This window comes from Mucilaginibacter sp. GW821-FHT07G05 (genome assembly GCF_059418565.1).
The window spans coordinates 299,519-319,341 of the sequence record NZ_JBWKQC010000003.1; the positions used below are offsets into that span (position 1 = coordinate 299,519).

The window sequence follows — 19,823 nt, forward strand, 5'->3', positions numbered from 1 at the left end:
ATGATGAAAGCTAAAGTTTGGTGTTTTGCTATCGCGATAACAATGGGCTATACCGTACAGGCACAGCAAAAAGAGCAGGTTAAAGTGATTAAATCTACCACTTCAAATAAGGTAGACGTTACTATAGGCGGACAACCCTTTACCAGTTTCCTGTATCCGGATACGCTGGAAAAACCGGTATTGTACCCGCTGCATGCGGCTAACGGTACTATTGTAACCCGTGGTTACCCGCTGGCGCCGCGTCCCGGTGAGCCTACCGATCACCCACATCATATAGGCCTGTGGTTCAATTTTGAAAATGTGAACGGGCTCGATTTTTGGAACAACTCATTCGCTATTCCGCAGGACAAAAAGGACAAATACGGCTGGATCCGTACCGACCGCATCCTGGAAACAGCAAGCGGCACTACCGGGAAACTTGGTTACCATGCCAACTGGATCAACCAGAAAAAGGAAGTATTGTTGGAAGAAACCACCCATTTTGAGTTCAGCGGTGATAAGCAGCAGCGCGTTATCGATCGTATTACTACCTTAAAAGCCGTAATCCCGGTTACCTTTACCGATGCAAAAGACGGCTTGCTTGGCCTACGCTTAGCGCAGGAACTGCAAATACCCACCAACGAGGATAAAAAATTCACTGACGATAAAGGCATAGTAACCGAAGTAAAGGCAGGTACTACACATACCGCCAATGGCAACTACCTTACCAGCCTCGGTAAAAGCGGCGATGCCGCCTGGAGTACTCGCGGTGCCTGGTGCAAGGTATATGGCAAAATGGGGACTGACTCGGTGAGCATCGCCATTATCGATCATCCTAAAAACCCTAACTACCCCACCTTTTGGCATGCACGCGGCTATGGCTTGTTCGCGGCTAACCCCTTGGGCGAAAAGATATTTACCAATAATGCGTCAGCAAAGAACCTTAGCCTTAAACCCGGCGAATCGGTTACCTTTCGCTACCGCGTAGTAATTAACAACGGCAAGCAGGACATCAGCCCCGCTAAACTGAATGATATAGCCTCCGCTTTCGCTAAGCGATAATTTCTTTTTGTTTACCTAAAATTTGATTTCCCAGTGTAAAAAACCAAATTTTAGGTAAACATTTTACTCTCCCTTCTCGGTAAAAATATATATTTGTTAAGCTTCGTATTGCGTGGAATGCAATACTTGTCGGCATTTGCCGGGTAATATGAACTTTGTTCAAAAATCTCCGGTATTCAGGCAGATAGGTTTGTTTTAGCGCCATCAAAGGCATCTGCATAGCAGGAAAACCTGGTGCAGATGTAATGTTGTAATGCCTGCTTTTGAGTTGCAAGAGCCGCGCATTTACAATATGAAGCCCAACAGTACGTTTTAACTTAACCAAAAACAATTACAATATGAAACTATTAAGATCATTAACAATTCCGTTCGCCATTATATTTGCTATTGCTGTACTACCGGCTTGTAAAGCAAAAAAGGTAGTTCAAAAGCCAACGCCTCCGCCTCCGGCCAAACCAGCCCCGGCCCCGGCACAAGCACCAAAAGCAGAGCCACCGGTTGAAAAAGTAACACCTCCGCCGCCACCTGCAAAACCCGACTATAACTTCAGCAACATACAGTTTGAGTTTAACTCAGGTATCCTGAAAACAGCATCGTTCCCGATTTTGGATAAGGCTGCTACCGAGATGAAAAAAGATCCGTCGGTTAAATTTGTGCTTGATGGTCACTCATCTGCCGAAGGTACACCGGAGCATAACCTGTCGTTATCAATTGAGCGCGCGAACGCGGTTAAAACATACCTGGCTAACACAGGTGTAAACGCGGCCAACTTAAGCATTAAAGGTTATGGCGAAAGCAAACCAATTGCCGACAACAAAACCGAAGAAGGCCGTGTGTTGAACCGCCGTGTAGAGATCAAAAAACAATAAGAAAACTCACCCCGACTGCGCTACGCTGGTCGCCCCGCTCTGCGCAAGCGTAAAGAGAGTGAAAGAAAACCAAAAGCCTTCTTTACGCAGCAGAGAAGGTGGTCGAGCGAAGCTAAGACCGGATGAGTAAAATTATAGCGCTTCCTTTAACTAAGAAGGTAAGCCGATAGATCAGTAATTAAAAAGCCCGGGTTTAAACTACTTAAACCCGGGCTTTTTAATTGATGATAACTTTGAATAATTATCTATTTCAAACCCTACAAATTACCATGCAAAATATTCTTCAGCAGCAATTCGGCAATATTGATATCTACCTGTTCGATCAATTGCTGAAAGGTACTTACAGCAATTGTCGCAAGGTACTGGATGCAGGCTGCGGTGGCGGGCGTAACCTTGTTTATTTTTTAAATAATGGTTTTGAGGTATATGGTGTCGACCCTAATGCGGACGCGGTGGCGGCGGTGAAAGGTTTGTCGGCAAATTTGGCGCCTGCTAATCCTGCGGATAATTTCAGGGTGGCAACTGCGGAGAACTTACCTTTCGGGGATAGTTATTTTGATTTGGTGATCAGCAGCGCGGTACTCCATTTCGCTCAAAATGAAGCTCATTTTGATGCCATGCTGCGCGATATGTGGCGGATACTTAAACAGGGCGGCTATTTCTTTGCAAGGCTGGCCTCTGATATTGGTATTGAAGAATTGGTTCAACCGCTTGGTAACAGCCGCTATTTATTGCCCGATGGTTCCGAACGATTTTTGGTGAACCAACAAACGCTGTTGAAATACACCAAACAGCTAAACGCTTACCTGCACGAACCCATTAAAACCACCAACGTGCAAAACCTGCGCTGCATGACTACCTGGTGCCTGCAAAAGTTATAGTGTTATTGCAGCCTATGGGTATATTCAATATGATCCAGCATTTTTTTGCCATCGGGTTCTTCGTTAAATACCGAATAAATGATATACTTTTTATCTTTATCAATCCCTTTTAAGGTATTGCCTATCACTTTTCTGATGCTTACATTTTCGCGCCTTACCCCGACAGTATCTTTCAGGTTTATCGGCGATAAATAGCAAACCGTAGGAAAATCACCTTCGGGTAACGTAGTGGTATACAGGCGCAGCACACGCGGTTTAGTTGGCACCCCGGCTATAATTAACGGAAGCTTGTATGTTTCGCGGTTTACCTTTACCACTTCTCCGTAAAAATTCAGCATGGCATAATTGTTTAAATATTTCCACTCATCATTGGGTTTACCCGCGGCATTGGCCAGGGTCATGAGCAGGTAGGCATCTACCAGGTAACCTTTATTAAAGTATTTTTTAGCTTCCTCATAAAGTTCGGGGGCAGTTTTACCATTGTACATGTATGGCTCGGCGCTAATTTTTATCAGCTTCCAACCGTAATTAACCTTACAGTATACCAAACTGATCATCTGCCGGGTTGCACCAGTTTTGGGCGCGAAGTAGGCCATGTACATTTCTTCGGTAGAACCCTCGTAAACAAGGTTATGGCTATTAATGGTTTTGTTTTTGGTAAGTACGGTATCGGTAGTAGTATATTTGTTTATTACGTAATACTCTTCCAACATTTCGTATTTATTGGTTTTTAGGTAGTAGCCAATATTTTGAAGCTTCTTTAATTTCTCGCCGCTCTCTATCAGTTCGGCAGTCATTAGTTTTTCAGCTTCGTTGGTATTATTGGCCAGCGCCGCTTTCATAAATTGGTTATTCAGGTCATGAAATGTTTGGCGCATGTCGGCGGGAATTTCAGCGTCTTTCCAACTGCCGGGTGTACCCGGTCCGCAGCCTTGAATAATAAGTATTAACACCAGCAGAACTGGTAGTTTAAATAAAGAGGGGATATATTTCATTAATGTTGATAGCGCAATAAGGTCAGCTAATGCTGTAAAAATATCTGTTTTACCGCATTAATTATTCGCCGGCTTTTCTTTTGTTCACTTCCTGTGTCATTTTTATGGTGAGGGTGATCAGCACAATGAGCACCACTGCTATAGCCACCCAAATAATCCACGACGGAAAGCCTGATGGTTTGGCCACACTCGCAATTTTATAAAGCGGGTTATTGCCGACTGCCTCGTGCTTTAGTTGCGGTAACTGCCTGTGCAAACTATCAGTAAACGCTTGCAGGTCGTAATTTGGGGCCGATGCCTTTGCATCGCCAAATACAAGGTAATAGAGCTGCCCTTTTTCAAAATAACCTATCAGGTTTTCACTTAACTGATAGGCTTTTGCCCCGCTTACCACAAGCGGCGGGTTATCCTCATTGTTGATCTCTATATCCAGTTTAGCAGCTTTGGCCGATAGGTACAGGTCCTGCCCACCGGCAGAACTGATCACTGTATCAAGCACCAACTCGCGGTTGCTGCCTGCTAACTGATAAACTGTAATTGCCCGCTTATAAAATTTGGCTCCGCCGATGTTTAGGTGCAATTTAGCCAGTGGGTACGACGCTTTAAGTTGCAGGCTGATGTAACTTATTTTAGCGCTATCCTTTTGCGATACGAGCACAGGCGGCAACTCCACATATATTTGTTTGGCAAATTCCTGTTGGTAAATACCTGCCTGTAAAATGTTTATCGGGGCTTTGTGCCGGTCGTTGATCAGTATCTTGATATATTTATAGGTACTTGCAGGGAAATTCAACACCTGTTCATAAGCGCCATCCCGACTAAAACCGGTTTCCTGCAAGGGCACATCCTCTTCAATAGCGAACCAGCTTTTAAGATCATCGCTACCCAATAAATTAACGGTGCGGCTTACAGCGGTATTGCGTAGTTTGAGCCATAGTTCGTTAATGCTTAAACGCTCCGGTATTTGTATCACATAAGCTTTAAGCGAATCGTTAGCGGCGGCATTGCTTAACTGCGCGAAAGCGATGTAGCTCTTAACATCCTGTTTTGGCAACTGGCTGCCCAGTATGTAAGGTACAAACTTGTTATCGGCATTCATCAGCCTGATATCTGCCAGGTTACCGTTGCTTTTGGCCAGTATATCAGGTTGTAGGTCGATGCTATAAAACCCGGCCGAATCTGCCTGCTGTACTTTGGCGCTGTACCTGAAATTTTGCTGGGCAAATACACCGGTTACCTGCAAAGCCAACAGGCTAAAAAGTATCGTCGCTTTATTCCTTCTCTTTAACTTCATCTTCAACAATAATTTTTTTAACCTTTTGATACATAAATGAAATGATGAGCAGTAAAATACCCAGGCAAAAGAATGCTGCTATTTTACCCGCAGGCGGTATGTTCTGAATATCAAACAAGAATAATTTCAGCAGCGTGATCGAGAATAAAGTAAGCGATATGATACGCAACGTACGTGCTTTATGGCGCATCCCCAGCATCATCAACGCAAACGATAACAGTCCCCACAGTATTGGCAGCCCTGTTTTAATATATACGGTACGGATGTGCTCAATGGTGTTAGTAGCCGAATAAAACACGAGATTACTGGCCAGGCTAACTTCCAAACTCAAGAACAATACGATAAAACCGGCCAATACCCAAGCGGCTACTTTTTGCATGCCCGGCGTAAAATACTTTTGGGCTATCTGCGTCAGTTCAAAAAATAGTAGACCGATAAATACTGCTCCTATCCAATGCGCCGCGAAATGGGCCGACGATAATTTATGCTGAAGCAGGATACTGTATTGCAGATCAAAAAAATCGGGAGTAGATAAAGTATAAACCACAATAGCCGCCGCGATCAACCCGGTATTTAAAGCCCACCTGAAATGATATTTTTTTGATACCAATGCAAATATGTACACAAATACAGGCACATACAACATCAGGTACAGCGTATTAAGCGCGGTGCCGGGGTAACGGTTCAAAAACTGGTGATTGATCTCCAGCAATCCGCTTAAAAACAAAAACACCAATGCCGCAAACCTGAATATTTCCGCAGGTAACTTGATGCCATACAGATCGAGCACCTCGTCTTTCTTAACCAGCCAGTACAGCAAATAAGTACCAATGGCTGCCACCAAAGTAGTAATGAAACCTTTATTAGCAATGATGGCTATAGTAACATCCGGCCGGCCGTAAATAACACCTAAATCCATGAGCAGGCTGATCACCATGAGGCACCAAACCGTGAAAGCGGTAAGCTTCATGAGTTTAATGGTCGATTTTTGGTATAGCCAGTACAATAGCACCGCTTCGGCAGCCCAAAACAGGGTAATGTTGTGCCCGTGCAATTGTATTGGCGCGGTGAGCGATATAAACGTAAGGGTGATACCTATTAACAGGTAAAGTATATTGGTATCAACCTTTTTGTTTTTAAACATGAGGTATGATAACAGCAGGTTCACTATTGCCAGCAAGGCCGAAAACAGACCACGATAATGCTCGTAATGCATTTCGGTAAGCAGGTACAGGCCTACCGCGAAGTACAGGGCAGTGTTAATGAGCAGGATAGAAAAATCTGACCCGATGAACTTTTTGTTTTCCTTTAAGTTATTGGCGATATTAATGGCAAAGAACATGAGGTACAAAATGCTGGCATACATTAAGCCGGTACCATAAGAGGGCTTGGTAAGCGTAAACACCACCCCTGCAAACACAATAACCGTTAAGCCAAAGGCCGATGCGTTAAGTATTCGCCACGATTTATTATAGGCAATAACCAGCAAACCGGCATTTAATATCACCATATAAATAAATAACGCGCTGTAATTAGCCTGGCCGCTGCTCACCATAAACGGACTGCCCAAGCCACCCACCAAGGCGATCACGGCGAGTTCCTGCCTGTCGTAAAGCAGGGAAAGCACCACCGCGAAAATGGTGATCACAATTAAAATAATGAACGACGCGGTTTGGTTAAACAAATGAAACTGGTGATAGGCCAGCGTAATGGTAAAGTATAAAACGGCCAAACCGCCACCCACCAATACCGAACTGAAAGCTGCGTATGATTTGCGTAACCTGTGCGCTACGCCTATCAGGATACCGCCGCATAATACGCCGATACCTACCCGCCCTGCCGGGCCAACCCAGTTGTTATCAATAGCGTATTTTACAAAGAAACCAATAGCCAGCACCAATATGGCGATACCTATTTTATTGATCAGGTTTTCGCCGATGAATTTCTCCAGGTCGGGATGGCGCTCAAAGAACGACAGCTGCGGCTCGGCCGGTTTACGCGGCGGCGGTAATGGTGGCAAGGGACGCGCCGGGCGATGTGCATCGGACATTGGCGTGGTGATCACCTGCTTTTGTTGCTCTACAATTTCTGATGGAAAAGGTTGTGGTTTAGCATCGCTCTCGGTAACAGGCGGCGGAATAACCGGTTTTGGAGGTTGAACTTCCGCAAGCTTTTCAGGCGGTTTAACCGCTGTGGTTGCATCTGGTTTGGGTGCTTCGGCTGTTGGCCCCGGCGTATTTATATTTTGTTTTATAAGGCGTTGCAGTTCCAATATCTGCGCCTCCAATTGTGCCAGTTTTGAATTATTGCTGCTTTTATTAGCGACGATCAGGTAGATGATCAGCAGTAAAAACACCACATATATTGCTTCCATTTATGACGGGTTTAGGCAATAAATATAAAGTTATTTGTTAAACTTTTACGTTTGGGGGTAGGAATGCTTATGCCCGTAAATCTTTTTTTGCAATTCAATAGGTTATACTATATGAAATACTTAGTAACTTTATACAACCTACAATTCACCAATAATAAACTTAATGAGTATGAAGATTTTAAGCAATGAAGACGCGTCGCCTCTTTCGGGATTAGATCAGTGGGAAGATGATGTATTACAACGCTATCCTGAGCCCGGCGCAGCGGCAAAAAGCAAAGATGAATTCAGAAATTACGATAGCCCTGAGATTGACGGGGTGCGCGAATTTTATCGCCTCAACCATAAATACCAGACCTATGAAAACGTATTGGCTAAAAAAGCCAATTTCTTAAAATTCGATAAAAAGGAAATGCCCTGGTGGCAAGCCATGGAGTTTTTAAATACACTGGTAGACGATTCCGATCCGGATATTTCTCTCGATCAACTCCAACATTTGCTGCAAACCGCTGAAGCGATTCGTGCCGATGGTCACCCGGATTGGTTTATTCTTACCGGCTTTATTCACGATTTGGGCAAGGTATTATGCCTGTTTGGCGAACCGCAATGGAATGTTGTAGGGGATACCTTCCCGGTAGGATGCAAATTTTCAAACAAAATAGTTTACCCCGAATTTTTCGCTGATAACCCTGATAGTTATGATGAACGATACAATACTAAATATGGTGTTTACTCGCAACATTGCGGACTGGATAACATCCACATGTCGTGGGGGCACGATGAGTATTTATACCACATCACCAAAGATCACCTGCCCGAAGAGGCTTTGTATATGATCCGCTATCATTCGTTTTACTCACAACACCGCGAGCACGAATACGATCACTTGTTGAATGCGCACGATCATGAGATGTTTAAATGGGTAGATAAGTTTAATCCTTACGATCTTTATTCGAAAAGCCCCAAGCCACCGGTAGTAGCCGAATTGAAACCTTTTTATGAGGATCTGATAGCGAAATACCTGCCGGCAACTGTGAAATTATAAGGCAATAGATAAAATAAAAAGGGTACCCCGGTTTAGAGGTACCCTTTTTTATTAACAAGAAGCTTGCAGGTTAGGCCTGTACAAAAGCTAATATATCAGAATTGATAGTAGCCGCCTCGGTAGTAGGCATTCCGTGAGGAAAACCCGGGTAAGAAATCAGCTTTCCATCTTTTAACAGTTTTACAGCTTTAGCACCCGAAATAGGGAACGGAACAATTTGGTCGTCTTCGCCATGTAATACTAATACCGGGATATCTACACTTTTCAAATCTTCAGTAAAATCTGTTTCAGAGAAAGCTTTGATACCATCGTGATGAGCTTTAACGCCGCCCATCATGCCCTGACGCCACCAATTGTCTCTTACACCCTGTGATATTTTTGCACCCTCACGGTTATAACCGTAGAAAGGGATAGTGAAATCCTGAAAATACTGTGGCCTGTTAAATGCGGTTCCCTGGCGTATTTCGTCAAATATTGCCATTGGTACACCATCAGGGTTGTTTTCAGTTTGAACCATAAGTGGTGTAACCGCGCTTATAAGCACCGCTTTGGCAACCTTGCCTTTACCATATCTTGCAACGTAACTGATAACCTCGCCGCCGCCGGTTGAGTGGCCAATATGTATGGCATCTTTCAAATCCAGAAAATCATAAAGTTCAGCTGCATCGGCAATATAGGTTTCCATATCATGGCCGGATGAAGTTTGCGTTGATCTGCCATGGCCTCTGCGGTCGTGGGCTATTACCCTGTAACCTTTTTCAAGAAAGAACATCATTTGGGCGTCCCAGTCATCGCTTGATAATGGCCATCCGTGATGGAACACTAAAGGTTGACCTGTACCCCAGTCTTTGTAATAAATTTCGGTGCCGTCTTTTACTGTAAATTTCATGTTGGTGTTGATTTAGTTGTTTCTTTTTAAATGTTTTAACGCTTTTATTATGCCCGCCAAACAGATGATCTGAACTTGCTTACAGATCATCTCCATTGGCAGACGAACTGTAGTTTACTAATAACATGCCAGTATTTAAATTGTTGTAAATTAGATTGTTGTAAATTTATGTTGTTTTACTGACTTACTTAATATCGTCATTTTACGACCGGCATAGTGGTAACATCCGCTTTACATGGAAATGATATTTTTGTATGGAAACGCATTGCTAAGTAAATCAATATGAAAACAATAAACAAACTCATAATACTAACGCTGATACTTGTATTTGCACAGCAAGTAACATTTGGTCAACAGGTTAAAAGAACGGGTAACTATCGTTTAATAGCGCACCGCGGTGGGGTAGTAGACAGCACAGCCGGCGAGAATAGTACCGAGGCATTGCAGGCCGCCATTAAACAAGGTTACTGGATGATTGAAACTGATTTGCGTTTAACCAAAGACAGCGTTTTTATCACCCATCATGATAATACCTTTAAGCGATCTTTTGGTATTGATTCGGCCGTTTCATCCATGACCTGGAAACAAATTAGCCAACTAAAGAACAAGCAGGGTTATAAAGTGCAAAAGTTTGAATCTATTTTAAAGCTTAGCAAAGGCAAGCTGGGTATAATGATAGATAACAAAATAAGCGGTAATGATACCGCTATGTTTGCAAGGCTAATTACCCTGTTAAAAAAATACAATGCATATAAGTCGGCAATGATGATTGGTACTGATGAATCTACCGATTTTTTCACAGGTAAAATAAAACTCAGTTGCACCCGCAAACAGCTTGAAGATAATATACTTAAGTCGGGTTATCAATCTTCAAATTATTACCTTTTTTCAGATACTATCTCTAAGGATGATGTTGACTGGGCCCGTAAAAATAATATAATAGCGATGGGAGTAATCAATGCCTGGGCATACAAATCTGCCGATGTTTCACATGAAGCCCAACAACAAGCTGTTAAGCTGAAAAATGCCGGTGTTAATTATTTTCAGATAGACAGTGTTTTTGAACCTCTGTTTAAATAATGCTCTGCGGCTTAGTCGCTACTTAATTAACCGTATTGTTTACACTATGGGTTTGTATTTTAACCAAAGTACATCATCGGCTAATTTTTCAAAATGAGTTAATTTCATATCTGTAGCTACTCCGGTTTCAAAAACGGTAGTTGATGTACTGCAATCGGCAAGTGGTAAAAGCAGGATGCTTACTTCATCGATTAGTCCGGCCTTCATCATAGCGCCGTTTAAATGTCCGCCGCCTTCCAGCATTAGTGTTTTAATTGGGAAGTTCCTGGCTATTTTTTCAAACGCAAGCTTAAGGTCAATCTCTTTTTTCCCTGCGAACAAGTAGGAGATGCCCAAGTTTTTCAGGTAATCCAGATAATCTTGAGATACGTTTTCGGTTAGTACCTCTATTAGGGGGTCGCCATCGATATTGTTTTCTTTCCACGCCAGTTTACCCGAAGCATCAATAGCAATGGCAAAGGAAGGTGCATCACTATTAGCGATATGATCGTCAAACTGTTTTGCCTTGCTGCCTTTATGGGTATACAAACCGTCGGCAAAATCCCGTTCCATAGTAACACGACCGCACATCCATGCCTGGCTGTCAAAAGTTTGATGAATGGTTTCATATAATTTTCCGGTGCGTTTGGCAATTGTAGTTTTCTTCCAGTTGCCGGTTAAAATTTTGCCATCCACCGAGCTCATCATGTGGCAGATAATGTAGGGCTTGTTTGTCATTTTTGCAGGTTTTATAAAGCTATAAACTCATTAAACGCGTTGTTGTTTATTGGTTTGGTTATTGATGATTTAAATAATGGATAAGGTAGGTTTTGGCGGGAGTTGCCATTGGTGTACGGAAGCTATATTTATGTCGCTAAAGGGAGTGACACAGGTAGAGCAAGGGTGGATTGCCACGGATGGCGAAGCCACAGCTTTTTCAGAAGCGGTTATAGTAACTTTTAATCCGGAAATTATTTCTTTACAAACACTTATCGAGGTACATTTACATACGCATAGCTGTACATCGAACCATAGTATGCGTTCAAAATACAGATCTGCCATTTATACTTTCAACCGGCAGCAGGAAGTAACGGCAAGAGATGCAATAACAGCATTACAGCCGGAATTTGTACAGCAGGTTATTACTGAAGTACTGCCTTTCCGGGAATTTAAAGGGAATACCGCAAACTACTTGAATTATTATTACAGCAATCCTGAAAAGCCATTTTGTGAAAACGTGATCAATCCAAAATTAAGATTGTTATTAAATCGCTTTAGTAACGAAGTTGATAGAGATAAGCTTAATAAGACAACACTATAATCCGCTAAAATTGGCGATATCTATAATGATAAGTAAAGAAGGTATATGTAAATATTACTTTGCTGTTCGGTTTGTATTAAAAAAAGAGAAGTTAATAACGGCCAGCTAAAGAGGTAAATGATAACATGATAAAAAAATGCCCGGTCGCATTAACGCAGCCGGGCATTTTCTAAATAGTACGAAATTTACTATGGTAATTTTAAAAAGTAGCGATGTGATTTCCGTGTATCAAAAAATCATCTATTTTTGCAGCGAAATAATCAGAGGCCCGGGTGGCGAAATTGGTAGACGCACCATCTTGAGGGGGTGGCATTCGTAAGGATGTACGAGTTCGAATCTCGTTCCGGGCACTCAAAATTTTCAGTAATAATTTCTTGCTCAAGACATTAATTAGTATTCTTATTGAGGGTTTCTTTATAAAGTTTATTGTAATACCACTCCGTAAAACAAACTCCATCAGTCCAGCTCAATTTACCGTACGATACCGCTTGACCAACGAGAACGGCAATATTGTGTAAAAAAGCATTCTTTGTATCCCCATTTAGTAATTTAATGTTTTCAATTGCGCCTTTTAGCATTTGATCATCATCTTCACCAGCCTCAGTCAATTTTAATTGAACCAATATGGCCGGAAGCCTTTCCCTTAGCCAGGATTTTAAAGTGTCGTCGATACTGCCGGGGATCAGCGAGGTAATTATATCCGCTGCAGGCGATTCAACAAAGTTTTTAATATTTTCGGTTATCACCACACCAATATGGATGGCTGTTTTCAAATCGGAAGGGATTTTTTGAAATAGGTTTTTTATGACTGACCATATGGCGGATAATATTTTGTTTAAAATCATTTTATTAAATGTGTATTAGTTTTTAGCTTTTCTACTTCTTGTTGTAATATGGCCACCTGTCCTTCAAGTACCTTTAATCTTATTTCGCTAATGCGGGTTTGCGCGTCTTGCTTAATCTGCATTTCCCGTATGTCACTTTTAAGCTGGAAGTAGGAAGTGGTCACAGATATTACAATACTGATCATACTAATTACAGTTGAGATGGGCAGCGCCTCCGTTACCCCTAATGTTTTAATGGTTTCGGTAAAGGCCTCAATAGCGTATTCATTATAAGGTTTGCCGGTAGCCGGGCAGTAAAAATAATGCGCCAATACCTTGCAGCAAGCGCTAAGCGACGGATTAAAAGTTTGCTGCCAGTTATCTTCGCCATGTTGTTTAATGTGGGCGGTTATTTCATCGCCAATAATATCACGGGCTGCCATAAATGCCCCGGCCGGTTCAACTGTAAGGTTATTGATCACTTTTACAATGCGGGGTTCGCCGTCAATCATCATACTGATGTGTTTGGGTATAGCATCGCTGTTATACAAATGTTTTATCTGGTACGATAGCTGCAAAATCTGCTCGCCGAAAATTTGCAGGTCTGCCGCGTTACGAACCTGTTGAAGCTCATGTACCGCTATGCCCGATAGTATGCTGATGGCATCAATGTCATTTAATTTAGGCGCATCCTGCAAGGCCATCATTTGCCCAAGGGTAATTTCACTGAGCGATTCGGGCAGACTGATATGCAGCCTGCCGCCACTGATTGTTTTTAAGGCTTTATGTATCATGTTTGGTATTGTGCTTATTACGAAAGGATGCCTGCCAAAGGATCATCACTATAATTGGCTGATGGGCGGGCGGGTAACCGCGATCTGACTTGTCCGCTGCTGCTTATGCTTAACCTGTTAAGTGCTACGTAGCGCAGCGGATCTATCAGGTGGTTCCAGGCATCAACCGGCTCGTTAAGGGACCGGCCGCTGTGGTCTGTCTTCCATTTATAACGACTCAATTCATTACGCAGGTTAACACTGCGCCGGGTGATGTTAATGCGATAACGTTGTAAAATATCAATCGACAGGTTAACACTGTCCGGCCCTTTCCTGGCGGGTACAACATACCATCCCATGCGCCGCAGTTCTTCTATCGATTTTGGTTCGGCGCTATCGGCTACAATTTCCATATTGCGGGTTACGCCTGTGTGATGCAACTGCTGCGCTATATCTGTATTAGTAAGGCCCGTGCTGTAAAAGAGTTCATCAACCCATAATTCGCCGTTTTGTATATAAACCCTGATGCAGCCTGTTTCGTCATTAGTAAAACCAAAATCGAGTCCGGTAGCTACCAGGCGGGCATCTTTAGGTATAGTATCGCAAATATGCCAGTTGTTGAGTATCAGTCCACTTATTTTGCCGGTGAGGCCACGTGCGTATACCTTCCAAAGTTCAATATCGTCTTGTTTAAGCGCTTCAATTTTATCGCGTACCTGTGCAGGCAAAAAAGGGTTATGCCGGTGATCAGAGATGATCAGCTGCACGCCCGGTTTGCCTATCAGGTTATCATGCACCCAAAACTCGCTGTTAGGGTTATAGTCTATATAGATCCGTTTTTTGGTGCGGAGGGCAAGTTCGGTATACACCGTCCAGTCTATACCATTGGCCTCATTAACAAACAGGTAATCGCGCTTGCCCGATTTTGCATCCTGCCCGTTATCATAGCTTTTAAACTCAATTACGCTGCCGTTATAAAACTCAAAAAGCCGGTCGGTTTTATTAAAGTTTTTTACCGCGCTAATAATAGCCTTGCTGCTATGGTAAATATCCGCTGCATCGCGCAAAGCGCCCGCCTTTAAGTTTGGTATATCCTGCCCCACTACGGTTATCACCTGTTTATCATCCCGGCAGGCAAAGCAAAATAGCACCTGTAAAATACTGTAAGTTTTGCCTGAGCTGGTGCCTCCCTGGTTAACAACCACATGCGATGATGTATTATAATTATGGGCGAATAAGGCAGAGGTTTGCATAAAACTATAATGATATGAGAAGCGTGTGATAACTAAACAAAAGTGTGTTTAACATATTTAAACCTGTTTTTTTGATATGTATAATTAAAACAATGAAGTTTTATTGCTATTTTCACGCAAATTTTTAAAATGAAAAACCTATACACTTTATCACTTGCAGTAGTGCTGCTGTTTTTTGCAGCATGCAAAAAAAATGACGATAACAAGTACAAAGACTCTGTTGTTGGCAAATGGTATATCAAAAAGCAAGCGCTTAAACAATTTAAAGATGGCGTGCAACTTATTGATACTACCTACATTGAGTTTACTGATAACCAATATTTGCAAATTGACGCTAACGGAACAGGAGTACTATCCATAGGAGCCGGCAATAGTAACAAGCTGAATTTTAATTATACTGTTTTACGTAATGTATTGGGCATTAATTTTGCCACGCCAAGATATTCGGGTGTTTCTGTTAGCACACCTTATACTATAAAAAAAGTGAGTTCAACAGAAATGGATGTTGCTTATGAGTATTCATATAGGGGTGAAAATGGAGTTGTTTATCGCGAAGTAGCTGATGAGCACTACACAAAATAAAAATATGGTATGAATGCTATCGATGCCGATTGGCATAATGTTAATGTAAAGATAGGCAATATATTTTAGCTTTGCAAATATTTTTAGCATTTATAAAAGCTCAATAGCTACATCACGCTCGTTGGTGGCCGGTGGCGGCCCGCTGGTGATAATGTTTACTTCTATATTTTTAATAGCGTCTATCAGTAACGAGGCTTCGCCCGATCTGTCATTCCAGCCTATACTCTTCAATGCGAAAATGGCGCCTGTAGCCGATTGATAGTGGAGTTTCTTCTCGTACTCCGCCTCAATACGCAGACGGGCACGTTGCAGCACAGCGGCATGCGGACCATTAGCTTCCTGCTCTTCAAACTCCCGGCGGCTGTTAAAGCCGAGGTGTAATATCAGTCCGCATAGGGTAGCCGGTTCGCTTTCGCGGTCCCATACTTTTTGTGCCGAAAACTCGGCTGTAATTTTATTGCCTTTAGCCGGAAGGTTTTCCAGGTGATATTCGCCTTCAATATATTTAAAATAGGCTTCTATACGCTTTTGCAGCGCCATGACGCTTGTAGGTTTATTCATACAATTGGGGTTATTGGTTGTTGGTATGATGTATTGGTTTTTTCGATATGAAAATGATTTAGCTGCCGCGTGCAAATGTTGATGTAGTTTACTTGTTAAATTGTGTTAATTTTACACTATTAGTTCTCCGATGCTTGCTTTTTTAAAATCTATTTCACTACTTTTATAGCATCTACACCTAAGTAATGAGAGGAACGCAGTTAACTAAATATTTCACCATGTTTTTATTGCTTTGGGCGATGGTAATAACATCGTGCCGGAAGGATGACGAAATAAGTGAAGAGACTGCCAAAAAATCAACTACCGAAGTAAGCGACGCGTCAGTCGGAAACTTCCTCGCCTCAAAAGGTACCCTTAAAATCAGTATTGAAGACAGCACCTATACGTTTGACGCTGCTACCGATAGCGTTGCCTTTGTAAAGGTTGATACCGCCGGTAACCAGTATTTTGGTATATCGGCCATTAATAAAGCACACACCATTAGTTTCGGTATAAGCTCGTTAGGCGTTGCCGAAAATAAAAGCACTACCAAGGTAGAAGGTAGCCAGCTTTTGTTTAAGGCGGGTCTTGGCGAAAACATTCAGTATACGCTCAATCAAATTGCTCACGACGAGGATATGGGCAAACTGAAACTTAAACAGTTTAATGATAAAAATGTACTGGCTAAAGGTAGCTTCACCACGTTTTTATCAAAGGATACCGTAAAAGGATCGCCGCTTTATAAAGTTACCGGCAGCTTTGATCTGAAGCTGAAATAACCAAATCCACCAATTTTTTGTATAAAGTTCATTCAACAACCTGCGGTTGTATGGCGTTATTTATATGATTTATGTAATTAATAGTTGTTTAAACACGCATCTGCTGTTTTATAGCTAAAAAACAGTTCATCAAGCTTATAATTACAAATATTTCTTTGTAAAATTGTGAAATCTTATTTCCTAATAAGATAGATGACCCCAATACATATTAGTACAATTTGAGTTTTTTCGGTAACATAAAAGGGCAATGGGAAAGAGTTACCGGCTCAACAGCCGAATTCGCGCTGGAGTTCCGGATTTTTCATTCGCTTTGTTTTATCAGCATTGTGGCTTTGGCCTACAATGTGCCTTTCAATTATTTTATAGGGCTGCCGCTGATAGCGCTGGTCAGCTTTGTTGTGCTGTTGATTTTTTCGTATCTGTTTTACCTTTCGCGGGTAAAACGGAAGGTAGCCCCAAGTACTACATGGTACGCCGTGTTTGGCAACGTGCTTTTTGCCGTTAACTACTTTATCAACTCGGGTACTTACGGGCCTACAGATCTGCTGATGACGCTATCGCTGTTACTCATTATTTGCACTGCGCCCAAAAAGCATTATAAAATATGGCTGATAGTTAGCCTGGTTATGGTGCTTACGCTGCATTTTATAGAGTACTACTACCCTGAACTGGTGCCTTATACCTATACCGACCGCGAAAGCCGGTTCTTCGATCTTACATCGGCCTATATAGTTACCGTGGTGCTGATGTATTACACAGTAGTATACATTCGTAAAAATTACGATTTTGAAAAGCGGCGGGCAGAAGAACGCGCATTGGCTATTGAAGAACAAAGCCGCCATATCATCGCCCAAAAAGATGAGCTCGAAAGGCTGAATACAGAAAAGAGCAAACTGATCGGTATCATAGCGCACGATCTGCGCTCTCCCTTAAGTAGTATACAAAGCTATCTTGAACTGATAACCGAGCACGATATTGACGAGCAGGAGCGGATAATGGTTAAAAAAGAACTGTTAAAGATAACGCGCAATACTACCGACATGCTTGGCAAGCTTTTAGCATGGTCAAAAAGCCAGATGGATGGGGTAGATGTGCAGTTGGCCCCGGTAAATTTGCGCGATGCCTTGTTCAATACACTTGAACTTGAAAAAACCATCGGTCAAAAAAAGAACATTATTGTAGAGCACGATATCGACTGGGATATCAGCATCATAGCCGATGCCGATATGCTGCAACTGGTGATACGCAACCTCGTGAGCAACGCTATAAAATTTACCCGCTCGGGCGGCAATGTAAGTATCAAGGCCAAACTCATAGGTGCCGAATGCTGGCTCATCGTTCGTGATAACGGCGGCGGCATTCCGCTTGAACAACAGGAAGAGCTCTTCTCGCTTAAAGCGAAATCAACCTTTGGTACCGCTAACGAAAAAGGCGTTGGCCTCGGCCTACTGCTATGTAAAGAGTTTACCGAGCTGCAAGGCGGTAAGCTTTGGTTTGAAAGTACTCCCGGCGAAGGTACTGTATTTTATGTAGCAATGCCCGCTCAAAAAATTGAGAATGCCACTCACCTGAGTCTTGCCTAATTAAGTATTACCATGCAACAGTGCTGGCCTCGGTTTCAACCAGCTGGGTTAATACCGCTTTTAACATCGCGTCGCGGGCCCATTGCTGTTCGGTATTGGTAGCGTCGTTGCGGTACCATGCTAAGGCTTCGTTAATTTCAATTCTTGCTTTGTAAGCATATTTCTTTTTGTGATGCACTTTGGTGCCCTCGTAGCTGTTGAAGCCTTCCTGTTTAATTACTTTGGCAAAGTGGCGTACAGGCAGGTCAAGCCGCAGGCATTCATCAAGCGAGTTTTTAAAATCGTGTTTGTCTTCCAGCCATAAGGTAAGCGTATCGTCGGTAAGTTCGTGGTCGGCAACAGCAATGCGGCTGTAATTGTAATCAACCCCTATAATGAGCCACCAAAGCTGGGTTTTTAGTTTTTGTGATATTTTGATCATGATGTAGCTATCCCCCCAAACCCCCTTAAGGGAGGAATTATTAAAGCAGATCGGCAGAGAACAGGGCAGCGAAAAGCCGCCTGCTACAGGTGCAGGAGTTTAGATGTGATTGTTATTGAATAATTAACTTATAAAGCTCCGGAGTGTGGAGCAGGCGGCATCCAGCCGGGTATACGCTGCTGAATGGCGGCTATCTCATTACTTAGCCTGTTGCAAGCCGCGGTATAGCCTTTCATTCTTTCCTCCATAAAGGGGCATTCTTTTGGTTTTGAAGTTTTTGACTTTGATTTTCTGAGGGCAGAATAAGCTATGTGCATGGTTATGGTATTTGATCGGCTATGTAAATGATGATAAGGTTTAGGCGTTGTTGTAGTTAGGTTTAGGTTGCTATGGCGAATTTATCTTATTTTCTTTAATTTCTGTATTTTTCATTTGGCTTATGTTAATAAATGTATTACTTTAGCGTTGTTTAACAATGCAAATATAAAGAAATATCTGTATTTAAATCAAGAAGTATTTTAATTAATTTATTGAATTATGGATGAGTCGCTGAAACCCAACAAGATAAAAACCGTAAGGCCCGAAACTTTAGAATTTATCATCTTATATACTCAGCTTAAGGGGCGTGCCTTTAGTGGCAACGCCCAGCTTGCCGAAGCGCTTGGGTATAACAGTGCCAGTACAATTACAGAAATTGTAAAGAGTAGGCAAAATATTGATCCTGAAAAATTAAAGATATTTAAAGAAATTTATGCCGATTATATAGGTGTAAAGAAAAGTGCACCTGTTGAAGAGGTAAAGCCAGATAGAAAACTGAAAGAAGGTATCCCTATGTATGAGGTGATAGCCACGGCATCGGGCGTAGAGGTATATAATGATATTAACGACGCACAGCCTGTAGGGCACATGAATTTTCCGGGGATTGAGGATTGCGACTTCGCCTTACCGGTTTGGGGGCATAGTATGTATCCTTACCTGGAGAACGGTTGTTGGGTGGCCCTTAAAATAATACACGACAGAAAGATACTCCCCGGCGAAGTATACTATATTGAATGGGGCGACTACCGTATGTACAAGCGTTTGCTTGCGGGCGATAGTCCGGATGAAGTGATAGCGCATTCGGATAACAATACCGAAATGAGCGGCACACGCTTAAAATACGCGCCCTTCCCCATAAAAATTGAAGAAATAAAGAAACTGTGTTTGGTGAAGGATATTCATAAAAAGCACAATCATTAAGTAGTTGGCCTGGCATTTTTTTGACCGTGGACGGATAATAAAAGCAACTGTTTTTATCATATTT

22 protein-coding genes and 1 tRNA gene are annotated in these 19,823 nt (G+C 42.4%); 11 read left to right on the forward strand and 12 right to left on the reverse strand.

The genetic code is table 11. The features are described 5' to 3' along the window. Nucleotides 1-1,041: a DUF6807 domain-containing protein gene (locus tag AC07NA_RS09455; protein WP_494897349.1), complete on the forward strand. Its 1,041-nt coding sequence runs from the start codon at nucleotides 1-3 to the stop codon at nucleotides 1,039-1,041. On the opposite strand, the gene AC07NA_RS09460 is transcribed toward AC07NA_RS09455, so the two are convergent. Beyond that, nucleotides 1,031-1,366 (reverse strand): hypothetical protein, encoded by a 336-nt coding sequence (locus AC07NA_RS09460; protein ID WP_494897350.1) that lies wholly within the window; start codon nucleotides 1,364-1,366, stop codon nucleotides 1,031-1,033. The genes AC07NA_RS09455 and AC07NA_RS09460 overlap by 11 nt on opposite strands. A gap of 13 nt (nucleotides 1,367-1,379) precedes the next feature. On the opposite strand from AC07NA_RS09460, the gene AC07NA_RS09465 reads away from it, so the two are divergent. Next, a complete protein-coding gene (locus AC07NA_RS09465) occupies nucleotides 1,380-1,910 on the forward strand; it encodes an OmpA family protein (protein ID WP_494897351.1) in 531 nt (176 codons plus the stop codon). A gap of 269 nt (nucleotides 1,911-2,179) precedes the next feature. Then, nucleotides 2,180-2,791, forward strand: coding sequence for a class I SAM-dependent methyltransferase (locus AC07NA_RS09470; RefSeq protein ID WP_494897352.1), 612 nt, complete (start codon nucleotides 2,180-2,182; stop codon nucleotides 2,789-2,791). A 2-nt stretch (nucleotides 2,792-2,793) separates the two neighbouring features. Here AC07NA_RS09470 and AC07NA_RS09475 read toward each other — a convergent pair whose 3' ends face one another. The 3 genes from AC07NA_RS09475 to AC07NA_RS09485 all read right to left on the reverse strand — a co-directional run bounded on the left by AC07NA_RS09475 (nucleotide 2,794) and on the right by AC07NA_RS09485 (nucleotide 7,454). After that, complete coding sequence (locus AC07NA_RS09475; protein WP_494897353.1) at nucleotides 2,794-3,786, reverse strand: hypothetical protein; 993 nt, start codon at nucleotides 3,784-3,786, stop codon at nucleotides 2,794-2,796. Between the two features lie 61 nt (nucleotides 3,787-3,847). After that, nucleotides 3,848-5,080: a DUF3999 family protein gene (locus AC07NA_RS09480; RefSeq protein ID WP_494897354.1), complete on the reverse strand. Its 1,233-nt coding sequence runs from the start codon at nucleotides 5,078-5,080 to the stop codon at nucleotides 3,848-3,850. Then, the gene (locus AC07NA_RS09485) at nucleotides 5,058-7,454 is read right to left on the reverse strand and encodes a DUF2339 domain-containing protein (RefSeq protein ID WP_494897355.1); all 2,397 of its coding nucleotides are present in this window, start codon (nucleotides 7,452-7,454) and stop codon (nucleotides 5,058-5,060) included. Before AC07NA_RS09485 ends, AC07NA_RS09480 begins: the two co-directional genes overlap by 23 nt. A 169-nt stretch (nucleotides 7,455-7,623) precedes the next feature. Between AC07NA_RS09485 and AC07NA_RS09490 the strand changes: the two genes are divergently transcribed. Beyond that, a complete protein-coding gene (locus AC07NA_RS09490; RefSeq protein ID WP_494897356.1) occupies nucleotides 7,624-8,496 on the forward strand; it encodes an inositol oxygenase family protein in 873 nt (290 codons plus the stop codon). 70 nt (nucleotides 8,497-8,566) lie between these two features. Here the strand turns inward: AC07NA_RS09490 and AC07NA_RS09495 are convergent, their stop codons facing one another. Then, nucleotides 8,567-9,385 (reverse strand): alpha/beta fold hydrolase, encoded by an 819-nt coding sequence (locus tag AC07NA_RS09495; protein ID WP_494897357.1) that lies wholly within the window; start codon nucleotides 9,383-9,385, stop codon nucleotides 8,567-8,569. Nucleotides 9,386-9,667: 282 nt separating this feature from the next. Here AC07NA_RS09495 and AC07NA_RS09500 point away from each other — a divergent pair, with 282 nt between their 5' ends. Next, complete coding sequence (locus tag AC07NA_RS09500; protein WP_494897358.1) at nucleotides 9,668-10,465, forward strand: glycerophosphodiester phosphodiesterase family protein; 798 nt, start codon at nucleotides 9,668-9,670, stop codon at nucleotides 10,463-10,465. Between the two features lie 39 nt (nucleotides 10,466-10,504). Here the strand turns inward: AC07NA_RS09500 and AC07NA_RS09505 are convergent, their stop codons facing one another. Continuing rightward, the gene (locus AC07NA_RS09505) at nucleotides 10,505-11,182 is read right to left on the reverse strand and encodes a dihydrofolate reductase family protein (RefSeq protein WP_494897359.1); all 678 of its coding nucleotides are present in this window, start codon (nucleotides 11,180-11,182) and stop codon (nucleotides 10,505-10,507) included. Between the two features lie 76 nt (nucleotides 11,183-11,258). Between AC07NA_RS09505 and AC07NA_RS09510 the strand changes: the two genes are divergently transcribed. Beyond that, nucleotides 11,259-11,765, forward strand: coding sequence for a peptide-methionine (S)-S-oxide reductase (locus AC07NA_RS09510; protein WP_494897360.1), 507 nt, complete (start codon nucleotides 11,259-11,261; stop codon nucleotides 11,763-11,765). A 266-nt stretch (nucleotides 11,766-12,031) separates the two neighbouring features. Then, nucleotides 12,032-12,115, forward strand: a tRNA-Leu gene (locus AC07NA_RS09515). A 36-nt stretch (nucleotides 12,116-12,151) separates the two neighbouring features. On the opposite strand, the gene AC07NA_RS09520 is transcribed toward AC07NA_RS09515, so the two are convergent. From AC07NA_RS09520 to AC07NA_RS09530, 3 genes are read right to left on the reverse strand one after another with little or no spacing between them, the layout of a single operon-like run. Continuing rightward, nucleotides 12,152-12,610 (reverse strand): hypothetical protein, encoded by a 459-nt coding sequence (locus AC07NA_RS09520; protein WP_494897361.1) that lies wholly within the window; start codon nucleotides 12,608-12,610, stop codon nucleotides 12,152-12,154. Further along, nucleotides 12,607-13,383: a hypothetical protein gene (locus AC07NA_RS09525; RefSeq protein ID WP_494897362.1), complete on the reverse strand. Its 777-nt coding sequence runs from the start codon at nucleotides 13,381-13,383 to the stop codon at nucleotides 12,607-12,609. The genes AC07NA_RS09520 and AC07NA_RS09525 overlap by 4 nt, the downstream gene beginning before the upstream one ends. 17 nt (nucleotides 13,384-13,400) lie before the next feature. Continuing rightward, nucleotides 13,401-14,615, reverse strand: coding sequence for a PBSX family phage terminase large subunit (locus AC07NA_RS09530; RefSeq protein ID WP_494897363.1), 1,215 nt, complete (start codon nucleotides 14,613-14,615; stop codon nucleotides 13,401-13,403). 129 nt (nucleotides 14,616-14,744) lie between these two features. Here AC07NA_RS09530 and AC07NA_RS09535 point away from each other — a divergent pair, with 129 nt between their 5' ends. Then, the gene (locus AC07NA_RS09535; protein WP_494897364.1) at nucleotides 14,745-15,197 is read left to right on the forward strand and encodes a hypothetical protein; all 453 of its coding nucleotides are present in this window, start codon (nucleotides 14,745-14,747) and stop codon (nucleotides 15,195-15,197) included. Between the two features lie 90 nt (nucleotides 15,198-15,287). Here the strand turns inward: AC07NA_RS09535 and AC07NA_RS09540 are convergent, their stop codons facing one another. Continuing rightward, nucleotides 15,288-15,758: a hypothetical protein gene (locus AC07NA_RS09540; protein ID WP_494897365.1), complete on the reverse strand. Its 471-nt coding sequence runs from the start codon at nucleotides 15,756-15,758 to the stop codon at nucleotides 15,288-15,290. A gap of 185 nt (nucleotides 15,759-15,943) precedes the next feature. Between AC07NA_RS09540 and AC07NA_RS09545 the strand changes: the two genes are divergently transcribed. Next, nucleotides 15,944-16,516 (forward strand): hypothetical protein, encoded by a 573-nt coding sequence (locus AC07NA_RS09545; protein ID WP_494897366.1) that lies wholly within the window; start codon nucleotides 15,944-15,946, stop codon nucleotides 16,514-16,516. Between the two features lie 218 nt (nucleotides 16,517-16,734). Then, the gene (locus AC07NA_RS09550; RefSeq protein WP_494897367.1) at nucleotides 16,735-18,099 is read left to right on the forward strand and encodes a sensor histidine kinase; all 1,365 of its coding nucleotides are present in this window, start codon (nucleotides 16,735-16,737) and stop codon (nucleotides 18,097-18,099) included. A 7-nt stretch (nucleotides 18,100-18,106) separates the two neighbouring features. Here the strand turns inward: AC07NA_RS09550 and AC07NA_RS09555 are convergent, their stop codons facing one another. Together AC07NA_RS09555 and AC07NA_RS09560 are read right to left on the reverse strand one after the other, a co-directional pair. Further along, entirely contained in the window at nucleotides 18,107-18,520 is a 414-nt protein-coding gene (locus tag AC07NA_RS09555) for a hypothetical protein (protein WP_494897368.1), read from the reverse strand. 128 nt (nucleotides 18,521-18,648) lie between these two features. Beyond that, nucleotides 18,649-18,837 carry a hypothetical protein gene (locus tag AC07NA_RS09560; RefSeq protein ID WP_494897369.1) on the reverse strand — a complete coding sequence of 63 codons (189 nt, stop codon included), beginning with the start codon at nucleotides 18,835-18,837 and terminating at the stop codon, nucleotides 18,649-18,651. Nucleotides 18,838-19,057: 220 nt separating this feature from the next. Here AC07NA_RS09560 and AC07NA_RS09565 point away from each other — a divergent pair, with 220 nt between their 5' ends. Next, nucleotides 19,058-19,759: a S24 family peptidase gene (locus tag AC07NA_RS09565; RefSeq protein ID WP_494897370.1), complete on the forward strand. Its 702-nt coding sequence runs from the start codon at nucleotides 19,058-19,060 to the stop codon at nucleotides 19,757-19,759. Nucleotides 19,760-19,823 lie beyond the last annotated feature (64 nt).

What these genes read in the sequence shown, in the direction of transcription:
- AC07NA_RS09455 (WP_494897349.1), top strand. Translation starts at nt 1, where the DNA reads ATGATGAAAGCTAAAGTTTGGTGTTTTGCTATCGCGATAACAATGGGC.
- AC07NA_RS09465 (WP_494897351.1), top strand. Translation starts at nt 1,380, where the DNA reads ATGAAACTATTAAGATCATTAACAATTCCGTTCGCCATTATATTTGCT.
- AC07NA_RS09470 (WP_494897352.1), top strand. Translation starts at nt 2,180, where the DNA reads ATGCAAAATATTCTTCAGCAGCAATTCGGCAATATTGATATCTACCTG.
- AC07NA_RS09475 (WP_494897353.1), bottom strand. Translation starts at nt 3,786, where the DNA reads ATGAAATATATCCCCTCTTTATTTAAACTACCAGTTCTGCTGGTGTTA.
- AC07NA_RS09480 (WP_494897354.1), bottom strand. Translation starts at nt 5,080, where the DNA reads ATGAAGTTAAAGAGAAGGAATAAAGCGACGATACTTTTTAGCCTGTTG.
- AC07NA_RS09485 (WP_494897355.1), bottom strand. Translation starts at nt 7,454, where the DNA reads ATGGAAGCAATATATGTGGTGTTTTTACTGCTGATCATCTACCTGATC.
- AC07NA_RS09490 (WP_494897356.1), top strand. Translation starts at nt 7,624, where the DNA reads ATGAAGATTTTAAGCAATGAAGACGCGTCGCCTCTTTCGGGATTAGAT.
- AC07NA_RS09495 (WP_494897357.1), bottom strand. Translation starts at nt 9,385, where the DNA reads ATGAAATTTACAGTAAAAGACGGCACCGAAATTTATTACAAAGACTGG.
- AC07NA_RS09500 (WP_494897358.1), top strand. Translation starts at nt 9,668, where the DNA reads ATGAAAACAATAAACAAACTCATAATACTAACGCTGATACTTGTATTT.
- AC07NA_RS09505 (WP_494897359.1), bottom strand. Translation starts at nt 11,182, where the DNA reads ATGACAAACAAGCCCTACATTATCTGCCACATGATGAGCTCGGTGGAT.
- AC07NA_RS09510 (WP_494897360.1), top strand. Translation starts at nt 11,259, where the DNA reads ATGGATAAGGTAGGTTTTGGCGGGAGTTGCCATTGGTGTACGGAAGCT.
- AC07NA_RS09520 (WP_494897361.1), bottom strand. Translation starts at nt 12,610, where the DNA reads ATGATTTTAAACAAAATATTATCCGCCATATGGTCAGTCATAAAAAAC.
- AC07NA_RS09525 (WP_494897362.1), bottom strand. Translation starts at nt 13,383, where the DNA reads ATGATACATAAAGCCTTAAAAACAATCAGTGGCGGCAGGCTGCATATC.
- AC07NA_RS09530 (WP_494897363.1), bottom strand. Translation starts at nt 14,615, where the DNA reads ATGCAAACCTCTGCCTTATTCGCCCATAATTATAATACATCATCGCAT.
- AC07NA_RS09535 (WP_494897364.1), top strand. Translation starts at nt 14,745, where the DNA reads ATGAAAAACCTATACACTTTATCACTTGCAGTAGTGCTGCTGTTTTTT.
- AC07NA_RS09540 (WP_494897365.1), bottom strand. Translation starts at nt 15,758, where the DNA reads ATGAATAAACCTACAAGCGTCATGGCGCTGCAAAAGCGTATAGAAGCC.
- AC07NA_RS09545 (WP_494897366.1), top strand. Translation starts at nt 15,944, where the DNA reads ATGAGAGGAACGCAGTTAACTAAATATTTCACCATGTTTTTATTGCTT.
- AC07NA_RS09555 (WP_494897368.1), bottom strand. Translation starts at nt 18,520, where the DNA reads ATGATCAAAATATCACAAAAACTAAAAACCCAGCTTTGGTGGCTCATT.
- AC07NA_RS09560 (WP_494897369.1), bottom strand. Translation starts at nt 18,837, where the DNA reads ATGCACATAGCTTATTCTGCCCTCAGAAAATCAAAGTCAAAAACTTCA.
- AC07NA_RS09565 (WP_494897370.1), top strand. Translation starts at nt 19,058, where the DNA reads ATGGATGAGTCGCTGAAACCCAACAAGATAAAAACCGTAAGGCCCGAA.